The 3,600-nt window shown below is 73.2% G+C and carries 3 protein-coding genes and 1 pseudogene; 3 read left to right on the forward strand and 1 reads right to left on the reverse strand.

The window, feature by feature from the left end; genetic code table 11:
* Positions 1 to 219: 219 nt before the first annotated feature.
* The gene (locus E1298_RS45115) at positions 220 to 894 is read left to right on the forward strand and encodes a YdcF family protein (protein ID WP_165975964.1); all 675 of its coding nucleotides are present in this window, start codon (positions 220 to 222) and stop codon (positions 892 to 894) included.
* Between the two features lie 35 nt (positions 895 to 929).
* Here the strand turns inward: E1298_RS45115 and E1298_RS45120 are convergent, their stop codons facing one another.
* Positions 930 to 1,298 carry a peptidase inhibitor family I36 protein gene (locus tag E1298_RS45120; protein ID WP_131903517.1) on the reverse strand — a complete coding sequence of 123 codons (369 nt, stop codon included), beginning with the start codon at positions 1,296 to 1,298 and terminating at the stop codon, positions 930 to 932.
* Positions 1,299 to 1,465: 167 nt separating this feature from the next.
* Between E1298_RS45120 and E1298_RS51475 the strand changes: the two are divergent.
* Positions 1,466 to 1,924, forward strand: a pseudogene (locus E1298_RS51475) (molybdopterin-dependent oxidoreductase); the annotation flags it as partial.
* Between the two features lie 139 nt (positions 1,925 to 2,063).
* Positions 2,064 to 3,515 carry a molybdopterin-containing oxidoreductase family protein gene (locus tag E1298_RS51480; protein ID WP_279499676.1) on the forward strand — a complete coding sequence of 484 codons (1,452 nt, stop codon included), beginning with the start codon at positions 2,064 to 2,066 and terminating at the stop codon, positions 3,513 to 3,515.
* The last annotated feature ends 85 nt before the right edge of the window (positions 3,516 to 3,600 follow it).

A 3,600-nucleotide genomic window follows, 5' to 3' on the forward strand; every position in this document is an offset into this window, starting at 1 on the left:
CTTCGGGTAGGGGGGACGCCATGGGGCGGAAGAGGTTGGGCAGGCACAGGCCGAACAGGGCGACCAGTGATACGAGGACCAGGACTGTGATCACACCACCCCGTCCTTTCGCGGTCGAGTTCCACATGATTCTTGCGTAAGTAGCGAAACAGTTGAACGCTACCTGGCCGATCTGCCGGATGGGAGCCCGACATGCGGATCACCGGAGACAATCGGTCCATGGAGTCTCACGGTGGACGGCGTGCGGGACCTGCGGTGGACGAGCGGGCGCGCGAGCTGGCCCGGATCGTCTGGGACCACCTCGTGCTGGCCGACCCCCTCTCCAAGGCTGACGTGATCCTCGCGCTGGGGTGCCACGACACGCGGGTGGCGGCGCATGCCGCGCGGCTCTGGCACGAGGGCTGGGCGCCGCTCCTGGTCGTCTCGGGCGGCAACGGCAAAATAACCACCGGGTGGGACGAAACGGAGGCGCGGGCCTTCGCCCGTGTCGTCCGGGCGCACGGGGTGCCGGACGAGGCGCTGCTGCTGGAGGAGACCGCGTCCAACACCGGCGAGAACATCACCGCGACCCGGCGGCTCCTGGACGGCCGGGGCATCGGCGTGCGGCGGGGGATCCTGGTGGCCAAGCCGTACATGACGCGCCGCGCGCTGGCGACGGCCCGGCGCCAGTGGCCGGGCGTCGGCTGGCTGGCCGCCGCCCCGGAGCTGGGCTACGACTCCTACCTGGACGGCGGCGACGAGCGGCAGTTCATCGAGCTGATGGTCGGGGACCTCCAGCGGATGGTGGTGTACGCCGAGCGCGGCTTCCAGGTGCCCATGCCCGTCCCGGCGGCGCCGTGGGCGGCGTTCGAGGAACTGGCCCGCCTCGGCTACGACCGCCACGTGATCGGCTGACGCCGGGGGCGGGAGCCGCCCCCGGCGCCGGCGCGTCAGGCGGTGACCGAGCTCATCTTGTTGTTGAAGTTCCCGAGGTCGGGGACGCGGGCGCCGTGGGTGTAGCTCGGCGACGGGTCGCCCTTGCAGTCCTTCTTGGTCCGCATGGAGGAGATGATCGCCCTGCTGCCGACGATGAGCGACGAGGCGGTGTTGTCCCAGCGTGCGGGGATGTTCTTGCACTGGCCGTTGGACGGGACGGAGAACATGTCCCCCTGGTAGTTGGTCTTCGTCCAGAAACAGACCCGGTCGGACGCGCATGAGGCGGCCTTCGCCTCGGTGCCGGCCATGGCCGGGACGGCCAGGCCGCCGGTGACGAGCGCGGTGGCGGCGGCGGTCAGGGTCGTCTTGATCAGGATGTGCATGGAATTCCTCGTCTCCCGTGGTGAACGGGAACGACGCTAGGGTTCCGCGCGCCCGGAAACGATCATGCGCGCATCACCGTGCCGGACGGGAACGCGCCCGGCCCGGGTGGTGCGGGCACGAAGGGCGCTGGTGGGCCGGCCGGGCGGTGGGGCAGGGAACTCGGAAAGTGTCCACTTACTGCCGGATCCGCGAGCCGCTCTGCGGGCTGGAGGCCACCGTCGAGGACGGCGGGCTGCTGCGGATCCGTCCCGACAGGGCGCATCCGCTGTCCAACGGGTTCGCCTGTCCAAAGGGCATCGCGATGACGGAGGTCCAGAACGATCCGGACCGCGTCCTGCACCCGCTGCGGCGCCGTCCCGACGGCGAGTTCGAGCGCGTGAGCTGGGACGAGGCGCTCACCGGCATCGCCCGGCGGCTGAACGCGCTCCGGAAGGAGCACGGCGGGGGGTCGATCGGTTGGTACTTCGGCAACCCGGCCACGTTCTCCTACAGCCATCCGCTGTCGCTGAACGGGTTCATGGCCGCGCTCAAGTCACCCCACCTGTACTCGGCGGGCTCGCAGGACGTCAACAACCGGTTCGCCGCGAGCGCCCTGCTGTACGGGTCGCCGGTGCTGGTGCCGATCCCCGACCTGAAGCGCACCGGCCTGCTGCTGATGCTCGGCGCCAACCCGCTGGTGTCGCACGGCAACGTCGTAGACCGCGCGGGCCTACGAGCATCTGCCGGTCGCGCCGGACGGGGACGCCTGGCTGCTGCTGTCCCTCCTGCACGTGATCTTCGCCGAGGGCCTGGAGGACGCCGCCGCGTGCGCCCGGCAGGCCACCGGCGCGGACCGGCTGCGGGAGCTGGCCGCGGGCTTCGCGCCCGAGGACGGCGAGGCGCGCAGCGGCGTCCCAGCGCCGGCCGTCCGCGCGCTGGCCCGGGACCTCGCGTCCGCCGAGCGCGCCGTCGTGTACGGGCGGACGGGCACCTGCCTCGGCCGCCACGGGACGCTCACCGCGTTCCTCATCGACGCCGTCACGCTGGTCACCGGCAACCTCGACCGGCCGGGCGGGGCCGTGTTCGGTACCGCGCCCATGCGGGTGGAGGAGATCCTGCGGCTGTCCGGCCTCGCCACCTACGGCAGGACGCGCTCGCGGGTCGGCGGGTACCCCGACGTGCTCGGCACGTTCCCCGCCGGGGTGATGGCCGAGGAGATCACCACGCCCGGCCCCGGCCGCCTGCGCGCCCTGCTGGTCTCGGCGGGCAACCCGCTGCTCAGCGTCCCGGGCAGCGCCGCCCTCGACGCCGCGCTGGACGAGCTGGACCTGCTGGTCTGCATCGACCTCTACGTCGGCGACACCGGCCGCAAGGCCGACTACGTGCTGCCCGCCACCACGTTCCTGGAGCGCGAGGTCTTCCCGCTGCCCTTCCTGCAGAACCACCTGACCCCGTTCGTGACGTGGACGGAGGCGGTCGTCCCGCCGCGCGGCGAGGCCCGCCAAGAGTGGGAGATCACCTACGGCCTGGCCCAGCGGATGGGGCTCGGTATCGGCGCGTTCGGGCCGCAGCGGCTCGCGCACCGGCTCGGCGTCCGGCCCTCTCCACGCCGCCTGGTGGACGTCCTGCTCCCCACCGGGCCGTCCGGCGACTGGTACGGGCTGCGCCGGGGCGGCCTCAGCCTGCGGCGGCTGCGGGCGGCGCCGCACGGGATCGTCCTGGCCGGCCACCACAGGACGGGCACGCTGCGCCGCCGGATCCTGCACAAGGACGGGCGGGTGCGCCTGGCCCCGCCGGAGATCGTCGCCGAGGTCGGGCGCCTCGCCGCGGCACCGGAGCCGCCTGCGGGCTTCCCGCTGAGGCTGATCGGCCTGCGCGAGATCCGCTCGCACAACTCCTGGATGCACAACGCTCCGGCGCTCATGCGGGGCGGGCGCGGCCAGTCGGCGCGGATCAGCCCCAAGGACGCCGCCGAGCACGGGATCGAGGACGGGGCGCTCTGCCGGATCACATCGCCGCACGGGTCCATCGGGATCCCGGCGAAGGTCACCGACGAGATGACCGGGGGGACGGTCGCCGTCCCGCACGGCTGGGGTCATCGCGGAGGCTGGCGCAGGGCGAACGGCGCCGGCGGCGCGAACGTGAACCTGCTGGCCTCGCCGGATCCGGCCGACCTGGAGCGGCTCGCCGGGATGGCGTGGCTGAACGGCGTCCCCATCAGGATCGCCCCCGCCTGACGCGGGCAGGCGCGGGAGCGGCAGCGGCAGCAGGACGAGCCGGGCCCCGGGAGGCGAAAGGCGGGCCGCGCGGCGGAGGGCGGGC

The sequence above is a fragment of the Actinomadura rubrisoli genome, from assembly GCF_004349215.1.
Lineage (GTDB): Bacteria > Actinomycetota > Actinomycetes > Streptosporangiales > Streptosporangiaceae > Spirillospora > Spirillospora rubrisoli.

Bases quoted from the DNA above. Each gene is read 5' to 3' on its own strand.
- E1298_RS45115 (WP_165975964.1), top strand. From the start codon at position 220: ATGGAGTCTCACGGTGGACGGCGTGCGGGACCTGCGGTGGACGAGCGG.
- E1298_RS45120 (WP_131903517.1), bottom strand. From the start codon at position 1,298: ATGCACATCCTGATCAAGACGACCCTGACCGCCGCCGCCACCGCGCTC.